The organism is Micromonospora coerulea, assembly GCF_016598485.1.
Classification (GTDB): domain Bacteria; phylum Actinomycetota; class Actinomycetes; order Mycobacteriales; family Micromonosporaceae; genus Micromonospora; species Micromonospora coerulea.
Map to the genome: position 1 here is coordinate 69685 of NZ_JAEMUW010000009.1, position 23881 is coordinate 93565.

23 protein-coding genes are annotated in these 23881 nt (G+C 68.4%); 15 read left to right on the forward strand and 8 right to left on the reverse strand.

The window, feature by feature from the left end; translation table 11 throughout:
• The first annotated feature begins 56 nt into the window (after positions 1 to 56).
• The 3 genes from I8N68_RS13955 to I8N68_RS13965 are packed head-to-tail and all read left to right on the forward strand — an operon-like array spanning position 57 to position 6961.
• Entirely contained in the window at positions 57 to 2252 is a 2196-nt protein-coding gene (locus tag I8N68_RS13955; RefSeq protein WP_200210385.1) for an AIPR family protein, read from the forward strand.
• Entirely contained in the window at positions 2252 to 5365 is a 3114-nt protein-coding gene (locus I8N68_RS13960) for a type I restriction endonuclease subunit R (RefSeq protein WP_200210386.1), read from the forward strand. The genes I8N68_RS13955 and I8N68_RS13960 overlap by 1 nt, the downstream gene beginning before the upstream one ends.
• Positions 5366 to 5389: 24 nt before the next feature.
• Positions 5390 to 6961 carry a protein kinase domain-containing protein gene (locus I8N68_RS13965; protein ID WP_200210387.1) on the forward strand — a complete coding sequence of 524 codons (1572 nt, stop codon included), beginning with the start codon at positions 5390 to 5392 and terminating at the stop codon, positions 6959 to 6961.
• A 173-nt stretch (positions 6962 to 7134) separates the two neighbouring features.
• On the opposite strand, the gene I8N68_RS13970 is transcribed toward I8N68_RS13965, so the two are convergent.
• On the reverse strand, positions 7135 to 7335 hold the full coding sequence (locus I8N68_RS13970; protein WP_200210388.1) for a helix-turn-helix transcriptional regulator: 201 nt from the start codon (positions 7333 to 7335) through the stop codon (positions 7135 to 7137).
• Between the two features lie 131 nt (positions 7336 to 7466).
• Here I8N68_RS13970 and I8N68_RS13975 point away from each other — a divergent pair, with 131 nt between their 5' ends.
• The 5 genes from I8N68_RS13975 (at position 7467) to I8N68_RS13995 (ending at position 12939) form a co-directional block, all read left to right on the forward strand.
• On the forward strand, positions 7467 to 7754 hold the full coding sequence (locus I8N68_RS13975) for a DivIVA domain-containing protein (protein ID WP_200210389.1): 288 nt from the start codon (positions 7467 to 7469) through the stop codon (positions 7752 to 7754).
• The gene (locus I8N68_RS13980; RefSeq protein WP_200210390.1) at positions 7751 to 8002 is read left to right on the forward strand and encodes a hypothetical protein; all 252 of its coding nucleotides are present in this window, start codon (positions 7751 to 7753) and stop codon (positions 8000 to 8002) included. Before I8N68_RS13975 ends, I8N68_RS13980 begins: the two co-directional genes overlap by 4 nt.
• Before the next feature lie 193 nt (positions 8003 to 8195).
• Positions 8196 to 9638 carry a hypothetical protein gene (locus I8N68_RS13985; protein ID WP_200210391.1) on the forward strand — a complete coding sequence of 481 codons (1443 nt, stop codon included), beginning with the start codon at positions 8196 to 8198 and terminating at the stop codon, positions 9636 to 9638.
• Positions 9635 to 12112: a phospholipase D-like domain-containing protein gene (locus I8N68_RS13990; RefSeq protein ID WP_200210392.1), complete on the forward strand. Its 2478-nt coding sequence runs from the start codon at positions 9635 to 9637 to the stop codon at positions 12110 to 12112. Before I8N68_RS13985 ends, I8N68_RS13990 begins: the two co-directional genes overlap by 4 nt.
• A 59-nt stretch (positions 12113 to 12171) precedes the next feature.
• Positions 12172 to 12939 (forward strand): hypothetical protein, encoded by a 768-nt coding sequence (locus I8N68_RS13995; protein WP_200210393.1) that lies wholly within the window; start codon positions 12172 to 12174, stop codon positions 12937 to 12939.
• 365 nt (positions 12940 to 13304) lie between these two features.
• Here the strand turns inward: I8N68_RS13995 and I8N68_RS14000 are convergent, their stop codons facing one another.
• Together I8N68_RS14000 and I8N68_RS14005 are read right to left on the reverse strand one after the other, a co-directional pair.
• Positions 13305 to 13508, reverse strand: coding sequence for a DUF397 domain-containing protein (locus I8N68_RS14000; protein WP_200210394.1), 204 nt, complete (start codon positions 13506 to 13508; stop codon positions 13305 to 13307).
• Positions 13501 to 14391 (reverse strand): helix-turn-helix domain-containing protein, encoded by an 891-nt coding sequence (locus I8N68_RS14005; RefSeq protein ID WP_200210395.1) that lies wholly within the window; start codon positions 14389 to 14391, stop codon positions 13501 to 13503. The genes I8N68_RS14000 and I8N68_RS14005 overlap by 8 nt, the downstream gene beginning before the upstream one ends.
• A 323-nt stretch (positions 14392 to 14714) precedes the next feature.
• On the opposite strand from I8N68_RS14005, the gene I8N68_RS14010 reads away from it, so the two are divergent.
• From I8N68_RS14010 to I8N68_RS14020, 3 genes are all read left to right on the forward strand, one after another.
• Positions 14715 to 15014: a DivIVA domain-containing protein gene (locus tag I8N68_RS14010; RefSeq protein WP_200210396.1), complete on the forward strand. Its 300-nt coding sequence runs from the start codon at positions 14715 to 14717 to the stop codon at positions 15012 to 15014.
• Positions 15011 to 15262: a hypothetical protein gene (locus tag I8N68_RS14015; protein WP_200210397.1), complete on the forward strand. Its 252-nt coding sequence runs from the start codon at positions 15011 to 15013 to the stop codon at positions 15260 to 15262. The genes I8N68_RS14010 and I8N68_RS14015 overlap by 4 nt, the downstream gene beginning before the upstream one ends.
• 98 nt (positions 15263 to 15360) lie before the next feature.
• Positions 15361 to 15660 (forward strand): DUF1330 domain-containing protein, encoded by a 300-nt coding sequence (locus I8N68_RS14020; RefSeq protein WP_200210398.1) that lies wholly within the window; start codon positions 15361 to 15363, stop codon positions 15658 to 15660.
• A 671-nt stretch (positions 15661 to 16331) separates the two neighbouring features.
• On the opposite strand, the gene I8N68_RS14025 is transcribed toward I8N68_RS14020, so the two are convergent.
• Positions 16332 to 16859, reverse strand: a complete 528-nt coding sequence (locus I8N68_RS14025; protein ID WP_200210399.1) for a winged helix-turn-helix transcriptional regulator — start codon at positions 16857 to 16859, stop codon at positions 16332 to 16334.
• A gap of 83 nt (positions 16860 to 16942) precedes the next feature.
• On the opposite strand from I8N68_RS14025, the gene I8N68_RS14030 reads away from it, so the two are divergent.
• From I8N68_RS14030 to I8N68_RS14040, 3 genes are all read left to right on the forward strand, one after another.
• Complete coding sequence (locus tag I8N68_RS14030; RefSeq protein ID WP_200210400.1) at positions 16943 to 18373, forward strand: MFS transporter; 1431 nt, start codon at positions 16943 to 16945, stop codon at positions 18371 to 18373.
• A gap of 193 nt (positions 18374 to 18566) precedes the next feature.
• Positions 18567 to 19016: a VOC family protein gene (locus tag I8N68_RS14035; protein WP_200210401.1), complete on the forward strand. Its 450-nt coding sequence runs from the start codon at positions 18567 to 18569 to the stop codon at positions 19014 to 19016.
• Between the two features lie 300 nt (positions 19017 to 19316).
• Entirely contained in the window at positions 19317 to 20357 is a 1041-nt protein-coding gene (locus tag I8N68_RS14040) for a L,D-transpeptidase (RefSeq protein ID WP_307812820.1), read from the forward strand.
• Positions 20358 to 20509: 152 nt separating this feature from the next.
• Here I8N68_RS14040 and I8N68_RS14045 read toward each other — a convergent pair whose 3' ends face one another.
• From I8N68_RS14045 to I8N68_RS14060, 4 genes are all read right to left on the reverse strand, one after another.
• Positions 20510 to 20854: a TfoX/Sxy family protein gene (locus I8N68_RS14045; protein ID WP_200210403.1), complete on the reverse strand. Its 345-nt coding sequence runs from the start codon at positions 20852 to 20854 to the stop codon at positions 20510 to 20512.
• Positions 20855 to 20866: 12 nt separating this feature from the next.
• Complete coding sequence (locus I8N68_RS14050; RefSeq protein ID WP_234039652.1) at positions 20867 to 21841, reverse strand: TIGR03086 family metal-binding protein; 975 nt, start codon at positions 21839 to 21841, stop codon at positions 20867 to 20869.
• Positions 21841 to 22161 (reverse strand): ArsR/SmtB family transcription factor, encoded by a 321-nt coding sequence (locus I8N68_RS14055; protein WP_200210404.1) that lies wholly within the window; start codon positions 22159 to 22161, stop codon positions 21841 to 21843. The genes I8N68_RS14050 and I8N68_RS14055 overlap by 1 nt, the downstream gene beginning before the upstream one ends.
• 153 nt (positions 22162 to 22314) lie before the next feature.
• Positions 22315 to 23259, reverse strand: coding sequence for a DUF6454 family protein (locus I8N68_RS14060; protein WP_200210405.1), 945 nt, complete (start codon positions 23257 to 23259; stop codon positions 22315 to 22317).
• 17 nt (positions 23260 to 23276) lie between these two features.
• Here I8N68_RS14060 and I8N68_RS14065 point away from each other — a divergent pair, with 17 nt between their 5' ends.
• Positions 23277 to 23867 carry a nitroreductase family deazaflavin-dependent oxidoreductase gene (locus I8N68_RS14065; protein ID WP_234039654.1) on the forward strand — a complete coding sequence of 197 codons (591 nt, stop codon included), beginning with the start codon at positions 23277 to 23279 and terminating at the stop codon, positions 23865 to 23867.
• Positions 23868 to 23881 lie beyond the last annotated feature (14 nt).

Below are 23881 nucleotides of genomic sequence, written 5' to 3' on the forward strand. Positions count from 1 at the left end.
GAGTCGCAGACGGGGCACTTGGTTGGTAGGCGGTAGACATATTTCGGAGGATTTCTATGTCAGCACCTCTTCAGGAAAACCGACAGCTCGACATCATCCAAGCGTCCCTGCTTCGCGACTTCGAGCCATTCCTGGACACAACTTCGTTCACCCACCCCGATCCCGCCCAACGAGTCCCCAACCTGGCCTCGCGCGCGCTCGCTGGCGCGGTCGTGCGAGACAGGCTGGGCTGTGACACGGAGCGTGCCGCCGCCATGGTCACCGACGGTGGTCAGGACTTCGGCATTGACGCGTTGGCGATCAGCGATGGTTCACCTCGCGTTTGGCTGATCCAGTCCAAGTGGAGCAGCAAGGGAGCGGCTCGCTTCGGTGAGGTCGACGTCATGACGATGGCGGACGGCCTGCATCGGATCGACCAACGGAACTTCGACCGCTTCAACGCCAAACTGCTGACCCATCGGGGGCAGTTGGAGGCGATCTGGCAGGACAAGCAACTTCGGGTGACCCTTGTTCTCGCCCTGATGCGGCGTGATCCGTTGCATGACAACGTCATCACCCGGCTGGACGAGGTGCGGCACAAGTTCAATGCCCTAGGTGATTACCTCGATTACGAGGTGCTCTACGTGCCGGAGATCTGGGAGATGATCAGGCGTGGCGGGGAGCCCGAACCCATCGGCATCTCGATCAGGTTGGACCGCTGGTTCGACATCAGCACGCCGATGCGCGCCGCCAACGGGATTGTTGACGCCGCCCAGGTCGCGGAATGGTATGCCCAGCACGGTGATCGTCTCTTCCAGCGGAACATCCGGGAGTCCCTCGGGGTCACGCAGGTGAACGCCGAGATCCAACGGACCCTCGTCGAGGAGCCCCACACCTTCTGGTACCGCAACAACGGCCTCACCATGCTGTGCGACACTATCAAGGTCACGCCGCTCAGCCGTATCGAGCCGTATGGGCCTGCCACTGTGGATGTCCGTGGCGCGAGCATCATCAACGGTGCCCAGACGGTCGCGGCGATCGCCTCGGCCATGCGCGCGGACAGCGCGGCGGCAGGCCGAGCGGCAGTGGGCATCCGGATCATTGAGAGCGACCAGCCAGAGGTAAGCGACGAGATCACAAGAGCCACCAACACCCAGAACCGTGTTGAACTGCGCGACTTCGTCGCGCTGAAGCCTGAACAGGTCGCGATCCGCGAGGACTTCCGCCTGACGTTGGGACTGACCTACGCGATTCGGCGCAGTGAATTGGAACCGTCGCCTGAAAGCGGATGCACCGTGCGTGAGGCCGCTATCGCGCTCGCCTGCACGCTCACCACGCCGGATCTGGTTGCCCGAGTGCGCCAGAACGAGGACCTGCTGTGGGAGGACGGCCCATCCGGTGCCTACCGAAGGCTATTCAAGGGACAGCCCTCGGCTCTGCAGATCTGGCGCTCGGTGCTCTTCGTTCGAGAGGTCCGCGACTCACTCCACAAGATCTCTGGCGAACTGGAGGGCCGGGCAGAAGCCATCGCGACCCAGTCGATGCTCGTCGTCGCTCACATAGCGTTCACGCAGCTCGGGCGAGACGGCGTCGATGATTCCGACGTGGACTGGGACGCCGTGTTGCGTGAAGTCCATGGTCTGACGTTCCGGATCGTCCAATGGCTGATCTCCGAGGTCGACCAGCGGTACGGGAAGAGTTCGTTCATCACCGGGACCTTTGCCTCCGTTGATCGGGTGAGGTCGCTCGTCGCTGGTGTACGCGTTGCGATTGACGCGGGCCAAGACGCCCCTGGACTGGCGCCGGAGTATCAACCCATTCCCCGGCAGCGGCGTCCGCGCCGCCGTAATACGGTGGCACTGCTCGTGGACGCCGGCCGGATCAAGGATGGTTCGCGGCTCACCTTCCGTCCGCGGACCAGGCCGGAACGAGCGGCGTTAGCACCCTGGCTGGCCGAGGACTCGCTGCGTGGCGTGGCGACATGGGTCAACAACAGAATGAAGCCGCTTGTGTGGTCGGTCGACGGCAAGGGGTACTCACCGTCCGGTCTGGTGATGAAGATGTACGCGTTGGCCGAATGGGACGGTGCGCCGGTAGCGGTTCAAGGCCCTAGCCGTTGGCACCTCGGTGAGGAAGGCAGTCTGTTGTGGTTGGCCCGTGAGGTGAGCGCCGAGTCGTCGACTGAGGACGACGAGGACCCCGCTGTCGACATAGATGTCGACGCGCTGCTGGATGCCGTCGACGATGCGCTGGAGAATGGGGGGCAGCCGTGATGGCCAACGTTTACAAGGAGCGGGCGTTCGAGGAGACGATCGAAGCTGAGCTCCTCGCGGGCGGCTGGCACCGGGGGCTGTCCAACGGCTACCGCCCCGACCTCGGTCTCGACACCGGCGAGCTGGACACCTTCATCGGGGCGACTCAGAAGAAGGAGTTCGACAGGCTGATCACCGCGTACGGCGACCTGACCACCGCCCAGCGGGAGTTCGCGAAGCGGGTCGCCGCCGAGATCGACAAGCGGGGTGCGTTGGACGTGCTCCGAAACGGCGTGAAGGACCGGGGCGTCGCCATCGAGCTCTGCTACTTCCGGCCCGGTCACACACTGGCGGTTGGCGCGCTGGACGAGTACCACGGCAACCGGCTCACGGTGGTCCGGCAGCTGCGGTACTCGGCGAGGACGGCCGACGAGCTGGACCTGGGCCTGTTCGTCAACGGCATCCCGATCGCCACGGCGGAGCTGAAGAACCCGCTGACCGGGCAGGACGTGGAGGACGCGAAGCGCCAGTACCGCAAGAGCCGCGACCCCAAGGAGCTGATCTTCGCTCGGCGTACCCTCGTGCACTTCGCGGTCGACCCGCACCTGGTGTTCCTGACCACCCGGCTGGCCGGCGAGAAGACCCGGTTCCTGCCGTTCAACGTGGGCTCGAACGGGCCTGGCGTGTCCGGCGGCGCAGGCAACCCGCCCGCGCCGGCGGACGGCTACCAGACCTCGTACCTCTGGCGGCAGGTGTGGCAGCGGGACAACTTCCTTGAACTGCTGCAACGGTTCGCGCACGTCGAGGTGCCGAAGAAGGGCAAGCCCGACCCGCACGCCAGCCTGTTGATCTTCCCGCGCTACCACCAGTGGCACGCGGTGCGGCGGATGGTCGACCACGCCACCCAGCACGGCGCCGGCCACAACTACCTGATCGAGCACTCGGCCGGCTCCGGCAAGTCGAACACCATCGCCTGGCTGGCGCACCGGCTGTCCAACCTGCACGACGCGAACAACCAGCCGGTCTTCGAGAAGGCCATCGTCATCACCGACCGGGTGGTGCTGGACCGGCAGTTGCAGGACACGATCTACCAGTTCGACCACGTGGCCGGCGTGGTCAAGAAGATCGACGAGGACTCCCAGCAGCTCGCCGACGCGCTCAGCGGCTCGACCGCCCGGGTGATCATCACGACGCTGCAGAAGTTTCCCTTCGTGCTCGACAAGGTCGCCAAGCTGGGCGAGCGGCGGTACGCGGTGATCATCGACGAGGCGCACTCGTCGCAGTCGGGGGAGTCGGCGAACGCGCTGAAGAAGGCGCTCGGCCGGCTCGGCTCCGACGACATCGACGCAGACGGCGACCTGCTGACCGCCTCCGCCCTGGCGCGGGGCCGGCACGGCAACCTGTCCTACTTCGCCTTCACCGCCACCCCGAAGCAGCGGACGCTGGAACTGTTCGGCACCCGCAACCCGGAGACCGGCCGGATGGAGCCGTTCCACGTCTACTCGATGCGCCAGGCCGTCGATGAGGGCTTCATCCTCGACGTGCTGCGCAACTACATCACCTACGAGGCCCGCTGGCGGCTGGCCACAGCGGCGGTCGAGGCCGCCGAGTCCGCCGACCCCGAGGTCGACCCCAAGAAGGCCAAAGCCAAGCTGGTACGCGCGGCCGAGCTGCATCCCGAGTCGCAGGACCAGCGGGCGCAGATCATCATCGAGCATTTCCGCACCGAGGTGAGCGACCGCATCGGCGGGCGGGCCAAGGCGATGGTGGTGACCCGCTCCCGGGAGCACGCGCTGCGGCTCTACCAGGCGATGCGCAAGTACCTCGACAAGCGCGGCATCACCGACTGCGCGCCGCTCGTGGCGTTCTCCGGCACCCTCACCCTCGACGACATCGACTACACCGAGCCGAAGCTCAACGGCTTCTCCGAGGCGGCGTTGCCGACGGCGTTCGCGTACACGAAGGTCGACGATCCGCAGGCCGCGGCCCGCAACCAGACCGAATATCGCATCCTGGTCGTCGCCGAGAAGTACCAGACCGGCTTTGACCAGCCGCTGCTCTCCGCGATGTACGTCGACAAGCCGCTCGCCGGCGTGGCGGCCGTGCAGACCCTGTCCCGGCTCAACCGCATCCACCCCGCCAAGACCCAGGACGACGTCTTCGTCCTCGACTTCGCCAACAAGGCCGAGGACATTCAGAAGGCGTTCAAGCCGTACTTCGAAACCACCATCACCGAGCCGACCGACCCGAACCTGCTCTACGACAAGCAGCGCGAGGTGATGGACCACCAGCTGCTGGTCGAATCCGAGATGGACGCCTTCGCCGAGGCGCTGCTGGCCGCCGAGCAAACCGCCACAACGGCCGGGCAGGTCGACAAGGCACACGCCCAGCTCTACCGGTTCCTGCAGCCGGCGGTCGACCGGTTCACCGACCTGGCCGACCACGACCGGGACCACGCCGAGGAGTTCCGCTCGTCGGTGAGCGACTACGTCCGGGCCTACGGCTTCCTGGCCCAGGTCGTCGGGTACGCCGACCCCGACCTGGAGCGCCTCTACCTCTACAGCCGGTTCCTGCTGCGGCGGCTGCCTCGGCCTCCTGGCGCGGGCGTGGACATCGGCGAGACCACGCTCAGCCACCTGCGCATCGGCAAGCTCGGCGAGGAGAACCTGTCGCTGCAGCCGTCCGGGGCGCACCTCATCCCCGGCTTTTCGCCCGACGGCGGTGCCGCCCGCCAGGTGGAGGAGAAGCCGCTCAGCGAGGTGATCGAGGAGCTCAACGAGCGCTTCGGCTACGACCTCAGCTCGTCCGATCAGATCCTGCTCGCGCAGCAGATCATCTCGCTGGCCGAGGACGAGAAGATGCAGCAGGTCGCGCTGAACAACGACATCGAACGCTTCGGTCAGGTCGCCGACCCGGAACTCGACAACATCGTCGCCCGCAACCACGACCGCAACACCGCGTTCGTCGGCCGGTACTTCGACAACCCCGAGTTCCAGGCCGCCGTCAAGCAGGAGGCGCGGCGCCGGGCGTACAGCCTGATTCTGAGCCCGTCGCGGGCCGAGGCGCTGCGCAAGCTGCGCAACCAGGTCTCCGGCGCAGCCCAGAATCATGAGACAGTTACTGCCGGCGACTGATCATCGGGGCAGGAAGAGGCGACGGTGAGCGAGGCGGTACCGGCTGAGGAGTGGGTCTTCGCGGACCGGTACCGCGTGGACGCGCCGATCGGCAGCGGCGGCATGGGCGCCGTCTGGAGCGGTTACGACCGGCACCTGGACCGCCGGGTCGCGATCAAGCTCATGCGGAACACCTCCGGAGGCTCGGCGGGGTTCGGCAGTGCGGAGAGCGCCGCCCTCGCTGAGGCGGCGTTCGCCGACCGGGAGCGGTTCCTGCGGGAGATCCGCACGACCGCCCGGCTGGAACTGCCGGGCATCCCCGCCGTGTACGACTTCGGCGTCGAGGAGTCCACCGGGCGGATCTATCTGGTCATGCAGCTCGTGTACGGGCAGACCCTCGCGGACCTCATCGCCGCACGGAGCTATCCCGCCGACCCCTGGCCGGTCACCTGGGCGGCAGCCATCACGGCCCAGGTGGCCGCCACCCTCGTCGACGTCCACCGGGTCGATGTCGTTCACCGCGACATCAAGCCCTCGAACCTGATGGTCAGCGACGGGGGACTGGTGAAGGTCCTCGACTTCGGCGTGGCCATCCTGCGCGGCGCCAGCGCCCTGCCCAAGCTCACCCAGGTCGGCATGACCGTTGGCAGCCCGCCGTACATGCCGCCCGAACAGGTCCTCGGCAACCCGGTCGGGCCGGCCAGTGACGTGTACGCGTTGGGTTGCGTGCTTTACGAGACGCTGACCGGGCGGGTCCCGTTCGTCGAGACGAACACTCGCTCCTACCAGGATCACCACATCAACACCGCGGCACCGTCCGCGCACGTGCTACGCCCCGACGTGCCCGCCGAACTCGACGAACTCATCGCCGGAATGCTGGCGAAGCGGCCCGCCGACCGCCCCACGGCGGAGGCCGTCTACGAGAAGCTGCTCCCGCTCGCCGCCCGGCCAGGATCGGCTGGAGCTGGCGGCGACCGCGACCCTCGCCGGCCGTTCCTCCGCCCGCTCGCCCCCGCGCCGCGGCAACGCGGCGCAGCCCTCGCCGCCAAGCCGACCCGGGCCACATTCCCGCCGCTGAGCGTCGACGAGGCGATCGAGATCCAGCATCGGGTCGGCGAGCTCGTCCAGGAGTCGCAGTTCCAACAGGCAATCGACCTGCTGGACGAAGCGGTCGCACGGTCCAGCGCTGAACCGGCGTTGAAGCTGGAGATGCAGGTGGTGCTGGCATCGACGCTGTGGTTCGCCGACGAATTCAGCCGGGTAGCGGCCGTTCTCGACGAGATCCTCCCGCAGCTCGACGACGGCGACGATATCGCCGTGCTCTACTACTACGGCGGTGTGAGTCATGCCGAGATCGGCGACATCGAAGAGGCTATCGTGCAGCTCACCGAGTTCCTCGCCCGCACGGAACCGTACGACCCCCTGCACCGGGATGCGACCTACCGCCTTGGCATGATGCTGCCGGCGGTCGGCCGGACGGACGACGGGCTTCAGCATCTCGAGTCCCTCCGTCCCAGCCTCCTTGCCGAGTACGGGCCGGACTCCGTGCACGTCGGCACTCTGGACCGGCGGATAGCTCAGATCAGGCGCGGGCTCCTGCCGCTTACGGATCGATAACAGACTGCGTCCGTACGCAAGGGGATTCCGACACAGGCCGGCGCGCTCCGCTGACGCACCGTCGTGCCGCGCGGCAAGACGGAGCGCGCCTGCGTCAACTGCGGAGAGGCTGTCGAGCTAGGGCGAACTCACGTCACCGTGGCCCGGATCGACGCTTTCGAAGACGCCGCCAGCTACTCTTCCGTGTCCTGGAGATCGCGCCGATGAGCCTTGATCCACCTTTCCACATCGTCCGCTCGCCAGATCCGCCCCACGGACAACACGGCTACCGGATCCGGGAAGGACTTCGAGTTGGTGATCTGGTAGGCGCGTGTTCGTGAGACGCCCAGCATCTCCTGAATCTCCTGGCTTGCCACCAGCCGAAGCTCTCCCACGCCACCACGCTAAGAGCACGCGAACTGAACATCTGCTCACTGCGCGGATGCTCTCTTCACGTGCTTCCTGGTCGTGTAGGCTGTGCACCTGTTCCCATCCTCAAACTCCGCAGCGAGGAAGGCAGGTAGAGATGAGCGTCCGCAACCAGAGGCCATTCCCGCCGAGCGGTGGTGCGACCTACCGCTCCCACGCGTACGCCAGTCTGCTGCCGTGGCAGGTGCGCGAGCGCCGCTTCCCGCCCGCCCGGCTCGGACGCCGCGGCCTCAACCCCGACGAGGTGTACGCCTTCCTCGACCGGGTGGCTGCCGACATGATGGCGCTCTACGCCGAGATCACGAAGCAGCGCCAGGAGACCCTGCGGATCAAGGTCGCGTTGCGCCGGTGGCAGTCCGAGCAGGCCGAGGGTGGCCGCCGGTGAGCGCACGGTACGTGATCCACCTGCCGGTGGTCGCCGCCGATCTGCCGGCCGCGCAGCGCCTGGCCCGGGTCGTCGGCCGCTGGATCTCCGTGCTGCCGATGTCGGATCCGGGGGAGATGACCGTCTCCGAGGAGGACAGCCAGTTCCTCCGGCACCGCGTCTTCTGCGACGTGCGGCTGCCCGGTGGCCGGCGCTGCGCGCTCCGTGACGGCCACGACGGCGAGTGCTCCCGTCGCCTCCGCCGTTGACTGCCGCTGGCTGACTGTCGGTTTTCCGTCATTCCGCGGGCAAGGCGGGCAACGTCTGCTTCTGTGGCGCGGTGGGCTGCTCGGGGGGAATGGATTGGCTGGACGTGGGTGAGGGCGAATGACCGGTGTTCTTGGCCCGGCCTGGACGGCTAAGCCGGACACCCCGGAGGACACGGGCCGTCAGCCTCTCGCCGTGGAAGCGGTGATCGGCTCCCACGCCGCCGCGCTGGTGCCCGGCGTCATCACCACCACACCGCACGCACGCTACCTGGCGCTGCACGCCCGACTCGCGATCGAGGCGCGGAAGCGAGGCTGGACCGAGAAGCACGACCTGGACCGCTTCCGTGATCTCGTACGCCGCGCCGAGGTGGTGCTCGGCGCTGTATCCGTCGCCCATAGTGCGGATCAGCCCGGCGAGCACCGGGCAAGGTCCGGTGACTTCGGGGCGCACGGAGTCAACACGATCGGTAGGGAGGTACGCGAGACGAACGCTGCCGACGTCGGCCGCCTGGCCGACGCCTACAGCCAGGTACCGGGTGGCTATCTGCAGACGTACGCGGGAATCGAGTGGCTGGTCGGGCTCACCGACGGTGGCAGGGTTCCAACACCAGGCCCGGCAGCGGATGACCTCCTGCTGTCGGCCTTGGACGAGGTGGTGGGCCTTGCCGGGCGCGAGCAGCCGCTGTCCCGGCGGGACCTGAACCAGCTGCGCCATCTGTGCCTCTGCGGCATCGATGACGCGCCCGACGGTGAGTGCGTGCGGCGGGCGTATTTCGTCGACCGCGATGGCGACCAGGGGAGCGCGAGGATACATCGCCACAGCGCCTCGCTGCTTGTAGGTGCGCTGGACGGCGGCGAGGTGAGCGGGTCCCTCGACATGGCGATGGACCGCTGGTGCTGCTTCACACCCGGCCTACCTGACCTGCTCGGCAGTGATGAGCTGCAGCACCACGCCCTCACCTGGCGGGGCGCCCTGCTACGCAACTGGTCGGTGTGGGCGTGGCGGCTGATCTGGGCGGAACTTGTATCGCCCTTCGCGTGGCGGCCTGGTACGCGAGAGGAGGCGATCGAACAGTTCGTCGCCCAGCTACCCGATGCCACCGTCCGGCAGTCCCTTGTCGGCGATCTTCCCCCGCTGGTCGATGCAGGCAACGGCAGACCGCTGCCGGCTGAGCACGATCTCTATCACCATCCGCGCAATGCCAATGGTTGGACTTTGGTCGACCTGCTGCGCCTGCTCGCCGTCGGCGCCGGGCGGCTCGCGCACCTCGATCCGGTGAGTCGGGAGGCTTTCATTGGCACGCTACCGGACGACCTGGGCCCCGAATACATGGCGAGGTGGTTGGACCGGAACAACGATCGTCCGCTGGCCGACGCGGCCGCCGACCTGGCTGCCCACCTGTTTCAGCGCGCCGAGTCGGTGAGCCGTCAGAAGCTGCAGTGGACCCGTCACGGGCTCCGCCTGCCTACCCGTCTCCGTCGGATCGGGGACCGGTGGCGGCTGGAAGGGGAGGAGGGGAGCGGCTCTGTGTCCCTACGGTTGCCTACCTTCACCAGCGTCATGCACCAACTGGGCGTCCTCGCCGTCGCTGGCGACACGTGGACGGCCGGTCGCCACGTGGAGGTGATCCGGTGACGGACTGGAAAGACCTCCTCGGCGCTGCCCCGCCGGCACTGCTCCATGCTCGGCTGATCCCCGACGCCGAGGAAGTCCTGATCCTGACCTACACCTGCGACCTGTCCTTCTTCGAGGACGTCTGCCTACGCGAGGCGCAGGCCGCGGGGGCCCGCACGACGGTGCTGTTTGACGCCGACAACCTCACCGAAGGCCCACATTGCGCCGGACCCGCCGATTACCTTGCCCTGCCGGTCGTCTGCAAGGGCGGGGGAGCGTTCCACCCGAAGTTGGTGGTGATCGCTTCGGAGACGGACACCGTGGTGGCCATCGGTTCCGGGAATGCGACGGCCTCAGGTTGGCACCACAACGCCGAGGTCTGGGCCGCGATGCGCGGTGACGGGTCCAGCGTCCCCGCGCTCTTTCATCAATTGGCGGACTGGCTTCGGCGGCTGCCCGACAACGTGTGGATGGAGGACCTCGGCCGCGACCGCCTCGAGCGGGTTGCCGAGCTACTCATCACACGTCCACCCGATCCCGTTGTGGACCAGCCAAAGATGGTGACGACGGCGCTTCGCCCGATCATCGAGCAGCTACCCCGTCCGGTCGGACCCGTGACACAGCTGGCTGTGGCCGCGCCGTTCTTCGATCCCGATGCTGGGGCGCTGCAACGTCTCGTCGATCGCTTTCAACCCCAACAGGCGCGCCTGTTGCTCACGCGGGACGTACAGTGCGACCCGAACAGTCTTGCCCGTGTGGTCAAACGCGCACCCGACGCCACCGTGAGCACCCCGGAGAGCTCTCGTTACCACCACGGCAAGGTCGTCGAGTGGTGGTCGTCCGACCAGGGGTGGGCGCTGACGGGCAGCGCCAACTGCAGTCACGCAGCCCTCACCAAGACTATGACGGCGGGCGGTAACTGCGAGCTGGGCGTCGTCTCGCCCCTCACCGCTCCTCTGGTGACGGCGGTAGCCGCTGAACCGGTCGCCGTGTCTGAGTTGGCGCGGCTGCAGATTCGGGAACCCTCACCGCCGGCCGCCGCCACGGACAACCTGCGGGTGCTAGGCGTCCGGATCGCTGCCGACCGGGTGGAGGCCACGGTGCTTGCCGCCTCTGCCGGCACGCCGCCGAACTGGCTGCTCGTCAACGGCCTCCGCCTCCACCAGGAGCGTGCAACGGGCAAGCTCCATGTGTATGCGGCCGTACCGGACTCCGACTGGACGGCGATTCCCGATGGGCAGGCGCTCACCCGCGTCCTCACCGATGTCGGCGTGGAACTCCGCGACGTACTCGTCACTGACGTGGTTGCCGCGCTGTCGCGCATCGACCGGCCGTCACCCCTTGAACACACGTCCCTGCCGCAGGTCCTGGCGGATACCGCGCACACGGCAGCGCTGTTCGAGGCGCTGCGCCACCTGGCCTCGGTGCGCCCCGACCGGATTCCGCAAACATCGGTGGGTCGGCGACGTCAGGTGGAGAACCGGGTCAAGTCTGCCGTCGGCCCGGCACTGCTTCGTTTCGTCCTCGGTCTGAACGACGGCCGCATACCTACGTCGGCGGACGATGACGACATCTTTGAGGAGGTTGGCCGGGGATCCTCCGGGCAGTCCCCGGCCCAGCGCGCGCGACCGGCGAGCACAACTGCGGCCCGGCCCGAGACCCTCGCCAGCGTGCTGGACACACTCATCCCCGGGCAACGTGCCCGACTCCGGCGCGACGTCACGGCGCTGATCGACACGTCCCAGGTGTGGCCGCTGCCAGCGAAACTTGCGGTCACCCGGCTGGTGCTCCTCCTCGTCGCTGGTGGACTGTGGCCGAACGCGCGGGACTGGGCAGACCTCCTCCACGGGGTCTTGGTGCAGCTGTGGGACATCGAGCAGGAGGAGAGCCTCGACGGAGAGCACGCGGCGTTGGCCACAATCGGTCTCGTGGCGCTACGCCGTGGCATCGACCTGCAGGACGAGCCGGACAGCCGGCAGGCCACACAGTTCGACGAGCTGCGGGTCGCGTACCAGGAATGGACCGACTGGCTCGCGACGGCACCGCCGGAGATCATCCAGCGGTATCGCGACGGGCTCGGCGGGCACTCCCTCGGGCTGCTGTTCGAACAGACCGACTTCCGAGCCGAGCTGCGGTGGATACTCGGTCGCACCGCACTACACGACGCGGTTGACAGATTCGTCGGTGCTCAGGTGGACGGGAACGGCGTCGTACACGTCGAGGCCGGTCGGAGTGCACGCCAATCGCTCATCGCGGCGCTGGATGCGCTCCGTGACTTTCCGGACGTCCACGTCATGACGAAGGGCGGGCCGGAAACCCACGGCTGGTGGAACGGCCGGCGACTGCTGTTGGTGACCCGATCGGGCGCGGCATGGCGAGCGGAGTTGTGGAAGGGTCTGCTGACTGGAATCGCCGTGTTCTCACGTGGGACCTCTCTGCGTCCTGCCGACCAGAGATGGACGGTGGCCACGCCCGAAGAAGCCTTTACACAGTGAGGGACGCGGTCAGCAGGTGCGTCGCCGCCGCGGCAACAGCGCGCAGAGGAGCAATCGAGATGGTAAACCTCACCATTGCGGTGCGGGTCATGCAGGAGTTGCTGCGGACGCGGCTCCCGCTCGATGACGATGAGCTCGCGCGGCGGCTCGAGGTGCAGCCCCGGCAGACGATCAACCAGGTCTGCCGCAGGCTTGAAGAGGGTGGACGGATCCGCCGCTACATCGGTCCTAGCGGGAAGATCGTCAACGAGCATCTGGACGGCACTCGTCCAGCCACCTTGGTCATACAGCAGGAGGCTCTGCCAGAGCCGGCGGCGGGTGATAGCGCGGCACAGCGGCGCGCCGAAGGAGTCATGCTCGGGCTGCTCAGCGAACGGCTAGGTTGTCAGTTGAAGCCGAGCAGATTCGCGTTGGCGAACGGCGCCCGAGTGGAGGTCGACGGTGTTGACGAGGATCTGACGGTGCTCGTTGAGGCCTGGGCCCACCAGGGACCGCCGAAACCCGCTCAGAAGCACAAGGTCCTGGCTGATGCCATGCGGCTGCTCTTTGTCGCCTCGACCTTGACGACTACACCACGTCTGGTGCTCTGCCTCTCCGACGAGGAGGCTGCGCGACACTTCACAACCGCCCGCTCGTGGGCAGCCGCCGCACTTCGGACCTTTCAGATCGACGTCGAAATCGTTGAGCCTTCGTCGGACGTGAGAGGAGAGATCCGCGTCGCTCAGGAGCGCCAGTACCGCTATGCGGCCAGCTGCACCTTTGGATCCCGCTTCCGACACCAAAACAGCGGGAGCGGTGCCGGCCACGTCAGCTGGCAAGTAGGTTGAATGGGCCGGTCGAACGCCAGGGTGGTGACCATCCGCGGCCAACTCCCGCTCTCGACCGCACCCACCTTGGTGATGTCGAAGGGCTTGTCGTCGGCATACCGTCCTCCGGACCGTGGCAGTCGGGGCCGGGTCGGATTCGGCGGCCGAGGGGTACGACTTGCAAGCTCGGCATTCGGCCGGGGGAGGATCCACCGGTCGGGTGACCGCACAAGCTGGCCCTTCCTGGCCTCGCCACCTGGAGTAACGCCCATGTCCGACAGCGTCTTCGCGGAGTTCACCGCCGACGACGACCAGCTCGCCGTCGCGTTGCTCGCAGCACCGACATACCGAGGTGCCGCCGCCCCGCTCCGCGCTCGCGCTCGGAGTTAGTGGCGGAACATCCGGGTCTCGACCGCAATCACGAAGTCATCCCAGCTCCTCGGTGTGAAGATCAGCGCTGGTCCGGACGAGTCCTTGGAGTCGCGTACGGCGACGATGCCGGGGAGGTTGGTGGCGACCTCGACGCAGTTGCCGCCGTTACCGCCGCTGCGGGTGCTCTTGCGCCAGACGGCGCCCGCCAGGTCAGTCATGCCGCATCTCCCCGATGATCCTCTTGATCATGTCCGTCGATTGTCCCTCATCGAGGGCTAGCGTCTCCAGGCTCTTCCAAGCCGACCGGTAGGCCGCCAGCTCGTCCGGCTTGTCGAGGTACAGCGCGCCGGTGAGGGACTCGCTGTAGGCGACGGACGGCTCCGGCTCGGCTCGCCCACCCTTCGTGACAGGAAAGTCCAGGATCACAAAGGACCCGGCGACTGCGCCCGAGTGAGGACCTGCGGCAAAGGGCAGCACGCGCACCGACACATTCGGCAGTTCGGCGGCTTCGATCAGGCGGCTGAGCTGACCGACCATGACCCCACGGTTGCCAACCGTGCGACGGATCACCGCCTCCGACAGCACCGCGTCCAGCCGGGGTGGTTTCGGTAGGCGTCGACTGAGCAGGCTCTGCCTCTGCAACCGCACCTCAACCGCCCGTTCCCGCTCCTCCTCGCTTGCGGATGGCCGGTCGAGCCGAGCGAGCCCGAGGGCGTACTCGCGGGTTTGGAGCAGGCCGGGGATCAAGGTCTCCTCGTACTGGCGGAGATGGGCGGCGGCGGATTCCAGGCCGACGTACAGCTCGAACCAGTTCGGCACCGCGTCCCCGTACGCGTGCCACCAGCCCTTCGACTTCGTCTCCGCGGCCAGCCCGCGCATCGCCTCGGTCATCTCGGCCGACACGTTGTACAGCTCGCACATCGCCTTGACGTCGAGCACCCGGACCGCGCCCAGGCCGCACTCGATGCGCCAGATCTTCTGCCGGCTGTATTCGAGCGCCTCGGCGGCGGCGTCGAGCGTCACGCCGGCCTCGGTGCGGAACTGGCGCAGCAGCCGGCCGAGCTGCCGCCGCGGCACGGTCGATCCGATGTCCTCTGCCATCCGAGCACTCCCTGATTCCGTCCTGCAACACTGCGTGACGCCGCTCAGTAACTCGTACAGGTTTCAGTAAAAGAAGTCAATGCCTCTGGCAAGAATTCTGCCGTGGAACGTTGCTCTTCCACTTCGCACTGTCACATGCTGACTACAAGGACGCGGCTCGGTGCGGCGCCGACGGTAGCTACCAGGACCGACAGAACGATCCATGAGCAGCCCTGGTGCCGTACCGCTGATCGAAGCTGCGGTGGCAGGGCGGGGTGGGTCCGCCCGTGCGGGGAGGGCGGGTGGCCCACCCCTTCCAATCACGACGAGAGGCAGGCCGGCGAATGAGCGTCCGCAACCAGCGACCGACGTGGGGGAGCGCGGCGACCTACCGCTCCGGCGCGTACACCAGTCTGCTGCCGTGGCAGGTGCGCGAGCGCCGCTTCAAGCTGGCCGGGCTCGGGCGCCGCGGCTTGGCGCCCGACGACGTCTACGCCTTCCTCGACCGGGTCGCCGGCGACATGGCCGCGGTCTACGCGGCCCTGGCCGCGAGCCGCCGGGAGACCGCCGTCATCAAGGACGCGCTGCGCCGCTGGCAGTCCGACCAGGCCCGCGCCGGCGACGCCCGGGGAAACGAGCGGTGACCCGGCGGTACGTCATCCACCTGCCGGTCGTCGCGACCGATCTGCCCGCCGCGCAGCGCCTGGCCCGGGTGGTTGGCCGCTGGCTGCTCGTCCTGCCACAGACCGACCCAGGCGAGACCACCGTCTCCGCCGAGGACGACCAGAACGTACGCCATCGGGTCTTCTGCAACCTGCTGCTGCCCGGCGGCCGGCGCTGCCTGCTCCGCGCAGACCACGACGGCCCCTGCTCCCGCCGCCTACGCCGGTGAGCTGGATAAGGACGGTGCCAGGTGCCGCGTCACCTGCCGTCGGGATCCTCCCGCTCGTAGGGACAACCGGCGAGGCTACCGTTGAGTAACATGAGCGGGTGACCGTGTACGCGCTTGCGCAGATCTCCATTCACGACCGGACGCGTTACGACCGGTACGTCGCCGCCTTCATGCCGGTCCTCCTCAAGTACCAGGGACGTCTCCTTGCCGCAGACGAGGCCCCGCACGTTGTCGAGGGCACGTGGCCCTACGACAAGGTCATTCTGATGGCCTTCGACAGCCGCGAGAGCTTCGACCGGTGGGCCAACTCCCCGGAATACCAGGAGATATCCCGCGACCGGGTGGCCGCGACAGACGGGGTCGTCGTAGTGGCCGACGGCGTCCAGGGCCGTCGCTGAAAGGTGACGGGGCGCAGCCCTTACCCGTGGGACCGGTAGCCCTCGGCTGGTCGAAGGTCGCGGACGAGGCGCCGCTCTCCAGATCCTCAGCGCTGTCAGTGGAAAGCCCCTGGACAACCCCCAGCCCAATACGGACCACGGTCACGACGTGCTGCTGGAGTACTAGACTAGGGGGACGTGGTCGTCTGACCATGTTTCTTGACTCAGGGTGGCCAACCGGCGGCATCGCCTGTTGTCCATGGTTCGTCCGGCGGCTCGTGGTTGGCAGAGCACCGAAGTCGCCGCCGCGGACCGCCATCCTGACGTTGTTCGGGAAGGGTCGACATGTCCGACAAATCTCCCCAGAAGAGCAATTTGAAGAAGCCAGCCATGACTTTGAAGGAAAAGCGGGCGGCTAAGAAGGCCAAGCATGCGGACAAACCTTCGGCGATCCCGCCAACTGGCCACTGACAGAACGATACGGCCGCCGCTCGCGCGAACTGACTTTGACGTGGCGCGGGCGGCGGCCTTTCGCTCGGTTGACGTTTCACCTCACTGACAGCCGATGACCGTGAGCGGTTCGACTGGCCGACGGCGGCCGAGGTAGCGAGCGGGTCGCCGCACCTACGGCACCAGCATCGACCGATCGCGCCCCCGGCGACCGCGTCTCGGCCGCCGGCGGCCGGGCCGGCTCAGAACAGCGGTTGGAGGAGCCGGTGCGGGTGCTGGCGCAGCGCGACGCTGACCGGGTCCTGGCGCGGCTGGGCCGGGATGCCCGGCCCGGTGTGGGACTCGACGTCGCCGGGTGGCACGTCAACGTGGCCGCAGGCGGGGCAGCGGCTGGCCGGGTCGATTTCGGTGCCGCACGCGGCGTGCCGGAAGGTCCGCAGCGGCTCACCGGTGGCGAAATGCCGCTCGCCCCAGCGCATCAGCGGGTAGATCACGGACCAGAGTTCGATGCCCCGGTCGGTGAGCAGGTATTCGTCCCGGGGTGGGGAGTTCTGATAGCGGTGGCGCTGCAGGATGCCCGCCTCGACGAGGGTGGCGAGCCGGTCGGCGAGCACGGCCCGGGGGATGTCCAGGTGGGCGAGGAAGTCGCCGTAGCGGCGTACGCCGTAGAAGGCGTCGCGGACGACGAGCAGCGTCCACCGCTCGCCGACCAGTTCCAGCGCCCTGGCCAGGGAGCAGTTCTGCCCCTCGTAGTTCTTCCCCAGCGCCATGCAGTGATCCTACACCCGGTCAGTTCATTCAACGAACCATCTCTGCTAGCCTCGGTTCGTTCACCGAACTGAGAGGCCTCCGCATGTCGACACCCGCCGGCGTCACCGCACCGCCCGCCCCGGTCCCGGACGCCACCCGCTCCGGCTCCCGGGCCCTGTTCGCGGTCTGTGCCGCGACCCTGCTCGTCCTCATGAACTACACCGCACCGCTACCGGTACTGCCGCAGACCGCGCGGAGCCTCGGGGCCGGCCTCACCACCCAGACCTGGCTGATTAACGCGATCACCCTCGGGCTCGCGGCCACCCTGCTGGTGGCGGGCAGCCTCGGCGACGATTTCGGACGTCGGCGGGTATTCCGGGCAGGGCTCGTGCTGCTCGCCGCCAGTACCCTCGGTGCCGCAGTCGCCCCCAACGCCGGCACCTTCGTCGCCGCCCGGGTGCTGCAGGGGGTGGCCAGCGCCGGGATCCTCGCCGCCGGGCTCGGCCTGCTCGGGCACGCCTTCCGCACCAACCATGGACGCTCCCACGCCACGGCCCGCTGGGCGTCGATGCTCGGCGCCGGCATCGCCCTCGGACCGGTGACCTCGGCCGCCCTGACCGCCCTCGGCAGTTGGCGCTGGTCCCACCTGATGCTCGCGGCGGTGGCCGCGGTGCTGGCGGCGCTCGCCGGCCGGCTGCTCGCCGAGTCCCGCGCCGACCGGACGGCCCGCATCGACGTTTCCGGGGTACTGACCCTCGGCGCGGGCCTGTCGCTGCTGCTCTTCGCCGTCACCGCCGGACGCACCGGCTGGCTGCGGCCCGCGGTGCTGATCCCCCTGGCGCTCGCGGGGCTGCTGCTCGCCGCCTTCGTGGCGATCGAGGCCCGCGGCCGGGCGCCGATGCTCGACCTCGCCCTGTTCCGCCGGCCGGACTTCCGGGTCGCCACCATCGGCGCGTTCTTCACCGGGCTCGCCGCGCTCGGCCCGAGCACGGTCCTGCCCACCCTGGTGCAGCGGTTGGTCGGCGTCAGCGCGCTGGGCGTCGCCGGGCTGGCCTTCCTCTGGGCGGGGGCCTCGTTCGTGGTCAGCAACCAGCTGCGCCACCACGGCACGCGCTTCGCGCCCACCCGGCAACTCGGCCTCGGATTCGCCCTGACCGCCGCCGGCTACCTGGCCATGCTCGGCTACGCCGATGCGCACTCCTGGGTCCGCACCATCCCCGGCCTGCTCATCTCCGGTGCGGGCAGCGGCCTGCTCAACGCGGCACTCGCCCGGCTCGCCATCGCCAGCGTCCCTTCAGACCGGGTCGCGATGGGGTCCGGCGCCAACAACACCGCCCGCTACGTCGGTTCCGCCCTCGGCGTCGCCGCCAGCATCACCGTGGCCTCCAGCCTGCTGCCGGCCGGCCAGACCGGCGGCTTCTCGGCCCACGGCGCCGACCTGGTCCTGCTGCTCGGCGCCGGCGCGGCCGTGCTCGGCGGCGCGGCGGCCCTGATCCGCCGCCGGGCCACCGCACCGGCCCCGGCCGCGGGCTGATCCGAGGACCGGCCGCGGGCCGAGGCATCGGTCCGCGGCCGTACGGGCGAGGGCAGGATCCTGTCGTCCTGGTCAGGTCCTGACTCGGCAGCATCCCACCCACGCTTCTCCACCACGCTCCCAGACGGCCCGACGGCAGGTGTGCTGGCCCCGCAAGCGGGTACGCGCTGCCGATTGGACCCGGGGAGGCGTGATGGCGACCGAGGCGCCCGACTATTTCCAGCCCGAAAGCGGGCTGGTGCTCACGCACCTGCTGATCGTGCGGGACGTGGACCGTTCACGGGAGTTCTACCGACGGGTGCTGGGAGCGACGGTGGTGCGGGAACGCCAGCCCGCGATCCTGCGGTTCCACAACAGCTACCTCGTGATCAACAACGAAGGCGGTCCGACCGACGACAAGCCGGACGTGCGAGCACAGGCGCCACCGGATTCGAGCACGCTCAGCAGCGCGATGAACATCCGGGTCACCGACGTCCGGGCGGTCTATGAGCAGTGGCGGTCCCGGGGTGGGGAGTTCCTGACCGAGCCGAAGGATCACGGCGTCGAGATCCGGTGCTACCTGCGGGACCCGGACGGCTACCTGATCGAGCTCGGTCAGGCCACCGGGATCCTCGCCGAGATGGGTCGGGCCGCCTCCGCCTGAGCCTGACCAGTCAGTTGGTCAGGTGGCATTCTTCTTGGCTGCAGAATGGTGACCGTTCCCCAGGCACCGGGCACCCGCGGCCCGCCGTCGGCAAGTACTCTCCGGGCGGAGAGGAACGCGATGATCAGTCGTCGAAAGTTGATCGCCACCGGTCTGGGCGTCACGGCCGGTGTGGTGACCGCAGGTTGCAGCCAGGGGCCTTCGTCCCAGGCCGCGTGGTCGCAGCCTGGTCTGGCTGCGGCAAGCGCGCCCCCGGCTGAGGTGCGGGTTACCGTCACACCGGCTGCCCACGCCAAGAAAGTGTCGCCGCTCGAGCAGGTCGTCGTGGCGGTCGAGGGCGGCGCGCTCAAGGACGTTTCGGTGGCCGCAGGCAGCAAGACCGTCGCCGGCGAGCTGGACGGCGACGGCCTGACGTGGCGCTCGACCGGCAAGCTGGCCTACGGCAAGTCCTACACCGTCACGGTGTCGGCGGCCGACTCCGCCGGCGCGCTGAGCCAGCACACGAGCAGCTTCAGCACCATTGAGCCGTCCGGGGTCGCTACCGTCACGTTCCAGGCCAACGCGCTGACCGCGCTCCGTGACGGTGGCACGTACGGGGTCGGCCTGCCGGTCATGGTGAACTTCAGCAAGCCGGTCAAGAACCGGGCCGAGGCCGAGAAGACGATGCTGGTGGAGACCACGCCGGCCGTCGAGGGACGGTGGCGCTGGATCGACAGCCGGAACGCGCACTGGCGGCCGGCGAAGTACTGGACTCCGGGCACGAAGATCTCGGTGAAGGTCAACCTCTTCGGCCAGAACCTCGGCAAGGGCGTCTACGGTGGCGCCAACGCCAGCACGAACTTCACCATCGGCCCGTCCCGCATCGCCATCGCCGACGCCAGCACCCACCGGATGAAGGTCTACATCGACGGCAGGATGGTGCGGGACATCCCGGTCAGCATGGGCAAGGGCGGCACCGTCGTAGGCGCGAACGGGGAGGTCGTCAGCTACTGGACGGCCTCCGGCCCGCACGTGGTGATGACCCGGGAGCCCTCGCACCGGATGACCTCCTCCAGCTATGGGGTCACCGACCCCAAGGACCCCAACTACTACGACGAGGTCATCAAGCTCTGTCTGCGGATCTCGTACACCGGCGAGTTCGTGCACCTGGCTGACTGGAACATCGGCGCGCACGGCAGGGAGAACACCTCGCACGGCTGCATCAACGTCGGACCGGACCATGCCCGATGGTTGTACGAGACGTTCCGACTCGGTGACGTGGTCGATGTGCGCAACACTCCGCGACGGATGGCGCTCACCGACGGGGTGGGCGACTGGACCGTACCGTGGGACAAGTGGTGAGCACTGGCACCACGCTGCGGCCAGTGAGCTGACGACCCGCGGCCTCAGGCGGGCGAGGACTTGGCTGTCGGTAGGCCCGGCGCTGCGACCTGCTGATGCCTCGTGGCCGGCGCCTGCTCCGCGCCCACCACGACGGCCCCTGCCGGCCGTTACTACTTCTTCTTGTGTTTGGGAGGCAGCGTGGCGACGTACGCCTGAGCCTTGTTGACCCACCCGGCCGCCTGCTCGGTGGTGAACGACGGGGGCAGCGACAGGTATCCACCCATCGGTCGCTCGGCCGGGCCGAAGGGTCCCGCCCCCTCGATCGTCGCCAGCTCGGCCAGATCGTCGGCGGCGAGCTTCACGCCGACCGACGAGCCGAACAGCCCGGCGAACATGTTGCCGTTCACAAACGCGCCCAGGTTGCCGAACATCGGCTTGACCTCGACCCCTGGGGCGTCGGATACGACGGACCGGAAGAACTGCTTGTCAGCGTCGGTGGGCTTGGGCATCTGCATCGTCGGATCCTGTCATCCGGCCACGGGCCGACGGCCCGTGAAAGCGGCCAGCCGCTCCATCGGGTCGGCACCCGCGGCCGGGGTGACCTCGTCGCTGAACGAGGAACCGCGGGCACCGGGGACGAGCTGCTCGGCGAGCTTGTGGACGTAGGCCACGACCTCGTCACTGACGACCAGGGGCGTGCCGCTGCCCTGGGCCATGTCCCAGGCGTGCAACAGGAATTCCACCGGCATGATGCCCGCCGCGAAACTGGCCGGCATCTCGCCGCCGCCGGGGGCGGGGACGGTGCCGTCGAGGCCGCGGGCGCGCCATCCCTCGATGACCTGCGCCGCCATGGTGGCCACCCGGTTCTCCAGCGAACCCGTCTCGGGGTTCACGACCTTCACGCCGGCCATCGAGCCGAAGGCGATCATGGAGCCGAACAGGTGCTCGGCGAGGTCGTGGCAGGTGAAGTCCGCGCAGGGGGTCTGCTTGGCGCGGTCCTCGGAGGTCAGCTGGCGCAGGACCGTCTGGAGTGCGGCCAGCGTGGCGTCGGCGGCGGACAGCTCGTCGAGGCGCTCGGGAGCGGCGGACCACTCGTCGGGGCCGGCGTCCCCGGCGACGGCGGCCTTCTCGAGACGGCCGAGGTAGTGGTTCCAGCCCTCGGCGTGCATCGCCGCCTGCTCGTCGGTCAGCCCCTCGTGGGTGAGGGTGACCCGGGTGCCGTCGGCGACCGGCTCGACCGTGATCGAGACGGTCGAGGCGTCGGGGGTGAGGTCCGGGTGGCCTTCCCAACCCCAGCCGAACACGACATGCTTGCCGGGCTCGATCTCCCGGAACGTGCCGGCCGCCACATGGCCGGGGGTGATGGTCCAGCGGTAGTCACCGCCCACCCGGAGGTCGACGCGGGCCGACACGGTCTGCCAGCGCCGCAGCCGCTCCGGCTCGGTGATGAGAGCGAATGCCTCGTCGATGTCGACGGGAAGAACGACGGTCTTGGTGAACATCAGCGGTCTCTCTCAATGCGTTGAGACTTCAGGGCGTGTGCGTCGGCGACCAACAGGTCGAGTTCGGCCGTCCAGAACCGGTCGATCTCGGCCTGCAGCTGCCGGAGTCCGTCGGGAACGACCCGATAGATGCGCTCCCGGCCGACTTTTTCGGCCTCCACCAGGCCAACTTCCGCCAGCAACAACAGGTGCTGGGAGATCGCCGACCGGGTGACCGTGAACTCCGCCGCGATGCTGCTCACCGTGCGGGGTCGCGACGCGAGCAGCTGCAAGATCCGTCGCCGGGTGGGCTCAGCAGCGGCAGACAACGCGTCGATCACCAGAAACACGTTAGCGATGGCTAACGCGTTTGTCAAAATGCTCCGCCGGGCCGCCGCGTCAGCCGCCACCCGGCGCGGGCAGAGGGCTCTTCCCCGCTGGATCGCGGGAAAGAGCCCTCATGTGTGCGGCGCCGCTGGCGCCCGTGAACCGGGTCAGCCGAGAGGGGCTTCGTACACCAGCAGCTCAGTGCCGGCGACTTCCTCGCCGTCGTCGGGCGCGGCGAACAGCCGAAGCTTGTCGCCCGCCACCTCGAGCGCGACCGGGTTGCGCGTCACGACGTGCCCGGCCGTGGAGAACTTCGGAAACGGGATCTCGTGCAGGATCCGGTTGTCCCGCAGGTCCAGCAGTGCCAGTCCGCCCAGCTCGTAGCTTCCGCCATCCGAACGCGGCAGCCCGGTGACGCCGGAGCAGATCTGCTTACCCCAGCCGCTGTAGTCACAGTCCTGGTAGTCGACGAGGTGGTCCGGGTTGGCCTGCTTGCTCAGTTGGTGGCCGTTCGGCGTCCAGGAGTACTCGGTGCGCGAGCCCCAGCTGACGCCATGCATCTCGCCGCTCACCCGGTCCCGGACCACGCCGCCGATGTGATCGGCGACTCGGAAAGCCTCGGTGACCTGGTAGGTCTGCGGGTCGAGCCGGTAGACGATCGCCTGGCTGTTCGGCCGATACTCCGCAACCGGTACCCACACGGACTCGCCGTCGAAGTCGATGCCGCCCGGGTGGTACACCGTGCCCTGGCCGAGCTGCACGTCCTTGAGCAGGTTGCCCTGTCGGTCCAGGACGAGCACGTGCCCGACACCCTTGCCCGGCGTGCGGTCATATCCATCGACGGGCTGCGGATAGGGCACCGGCCGCTCGATGATCTCGACCGTCGACATGAAGATCTTGTCGCCGACGAGCGCGAAGCCCTGCGGGTGGTACGTCGGAAAGCGCAGCGGGATCTTCTGCACCTGCTGCCATGCGGTCGAACGCGTGGTCTTCGCGAAGGCGACCGTGACCGCGTCGTCTCGGTGCTGCTCCGTTGCCTGGGCAGACGTGGCGACCATGGCGACCGCCGCAACGACGGACCCGGCAAGGACGGCGATATGAGCGCGTCGCATCGGTTTCCCCTCAGTAGATGAACCGCCGCGAAGCGTGCACGACCGAGATGACCGGGCAGTGGCGCAGCGGCGGCGATCTGGTGTCCGCGAAGCCCAAGACACGGGTCAGGACGGCAGAAGCGACGGTGCCCGGGGCGAGGCCGATCGACGTGTCGGCTGACGCTTCCATCGCTGTTTGGGAGAGGATGGTGGCCATGGTGTTACCCAAGCGGTTGGCGCGGTTCAATCGGGTCGTCACCAACCGCGTGACCGGTCCGCTGGCCGGGTGGCTGCCCGGCTTCGGCGTCATCATCCATCGGGGCCGCCGCTCCGGTCGCGAGTACCGGACGCCGATCAACATCTTCCGGACGTCCGACGGTTACGTCGCCGCCCTGACCTACGGGGTCACCGACTGGGCGAGAAACGTGCTGGCGGCCGGCGGCTGTGAGCTGGAGATCCGGGGCCGGCGAGCGTCCCTCACGAGTCCCCGCCTCGTGCACGACCCCACCCGCCGCGACATGCCGCCGGTCGTCCGCCAGCTCGTCGGGACGATCGGCGTGACGGACTTCATCTATCTCCGCACCGCGCCCGATGCAGACCACGGCGACGCCACCCGTCGCGATGCATAACCCGCCCCGGCGGT

Excerpts from the sequence above, each read along its gene's own strand:
- I8N68_RS13955 (WP_200210385.1), top strand. The coding sequence starts at position 57 with ATGTCAGCACCTCTTCAGGAAAACCGACAGCTCGACATCATCCAAGCG.
- I8N68_RS13960 (WP_200210386.1), top strand. The coding sequence starts at position 2,252 with ATGGCCAACGTTTACAAGGAGCGGGCGTTCGAGGAGACGATCGAAGCT.
- I8N68_RS13975 (WP_200210389.1), top strand. The coding sequence starts at position 7,467 with ATGAGCGTCCGCAACCAGAGGCCATTCCCGCCGAGCGGTGGTGCGACC.
- I8N68_RS13995 (WP_200210393.1), top strand. The coding sequence starts at position 12,172 with ATGGTAAACCTCACCATTGCGGTGCGGGTCATGCAGGAGTTGCTGCGG.
- I8N68_RS14000 (WP_200210394.1), bottom strand. The coding sequence starts at position 13,508 with ATGACTGACCTGGCGGGCGCCGTCTGGCGCAAGAGCACCCGCAGCGGC.
- I8N68_RS14005 (WP_200210395.1), bottom strand. The coding sequence starts at position 14,391 with ATGGCAGAGGACATCGGATCGACCGTGCCGCGGCGGCAGCTCGGCCGG.
- I8N68_RS14010 (WP_200210396.1), top strand. The coding sequence starts at position 14,715 with ATGAGCGTCCGCAACCAGCGACCGACGTGGGGGAGCGCGGCGACCTAC.
- I8N68_RS14025 (WP_200210399.1), bottom strand. The coding sequence starts at position 16,859 with ATGGCGCTGGGGAAGAACTACGAGGGGCAGAACTGCTCCCTGGCCAGG.
- I8N68_RS14030 (WP_200210400.1), top strand. The coding sequence starts at position 16,943 with ATGTCGACACCCGCCGGCGTCACCGCACCGCCCGCCCCGGTCCCGGAC.
- I8N68_RS14035 (WP_200210401.1), top strand. The coding sequence starts at position 18,567 with ATGGCGACCGAGGCGCCCGACTATTTCCAGCCCGAAAGCGGGCTGGTG.
- I8N68_RS14045 (WP_200210403.1), bottom strand. The coding sequence starts at position 20,854 with ATGCAGATGCCCAAGCCCACCGACGCTGACAAGCAGTTCTTCCGGTCC.
- I8N68_RS14050 (WP_234039652.1), bottom strand. The coding sequence starts at position 21,841 with ATGTTCACCAAGACCGTCGTTCTTCCCGTCGACATCGACGAGGCATTC.
- I8N68_RS14060 (WP_200210405.1), bottom strand. The coding sequence starts at position 23,259 with ATGCGACGCGCTCATATCGCCGTCCTTGCCGGGTCCGTCGTTGCGGCG.
- I8N68_RS14065 (WP_234039654.1), top strand. The coding sequence starts at position 23,277 with ATGAACCGCCGCGAAGCGTGCACGACCGAGATGACCGGGCAGTGGCGC.